Genomic DNA, 577 nt, shown 5'->3' with positions numbered 1-577 from the left:
GTCGGCTGGCGGACGTGCACGGCAGAAAGAAGATCTTCCTGCTCGGCTTGCTCGGCTTCGCGGTGACCTCGGCACTCGGAGGGCTTGCCGTTGGACCGGTCATGCTTCCCCTGGCTCGCGCCGCCCAGGGGGTGTTCGCCGCGTTGCTTGCTCCCGCCGGGCTGGCGTTGTTGACGACGGCGTTCAGCGATGCGCGCGAACGTGCTCGCGCCTTCGGCATCTTCGGTGCGGCGGTCGGATCGGGGATGGCCGTGGGCATGGTTCTCGGCGGTGTCCTCACCGAACTCGGATCGTGGCGATGGTGTCTGCTGGTGAACGTTCCGCTGGTGCTGGTCGTCCTCGTTCCCGCCGTTCGGTTTCTCGCGGAGAGTCAGCTCGACGCCGTGGTCAGGTACGACCTGCCCGGCGCGATCACCGGCACGCTCGGCGTCGGAACGTTGATCTACGGCCTCGGTGAGGCGGAAACCGTGGGCTGGAGTCATCCGTCCACGGTCGCGTCCGGACTGGCCGGACTGGCGCTACTCATCGCATTCGTCGTCATCGAACGCCGGTCGGAACGGCCGATGATGCCGCTGCG

At 67.6% G+C, this 577-nt stretch carries 1 protein-coding gene; it reads left to right on the top strand.

Annotation, left to right across the window (positions count from 1 at the left end):
- Window positions 1-14: 14 nt before the first annotated feature.
- On the top strand, window positions 15-577 hold a 563-nt coding region (locus IG04_RS0141805), incomplete at its 3' end, for an MFS transporter (RefSeq protein WP_248782550.1).

The organism is Lentzea albidocapillata, from assembly GCF_000719115.1.
Classification (GTDB): domain Bacteria; phylum Actinomycetota; class Actinomycetes; order Mycobacteriales; family Pseudonocardiaceae; genus Lentzea; species Lentzea albidocapillata.
This window is presented reverse-complemented; position numbering and strand designations above follow the sequence as displayed.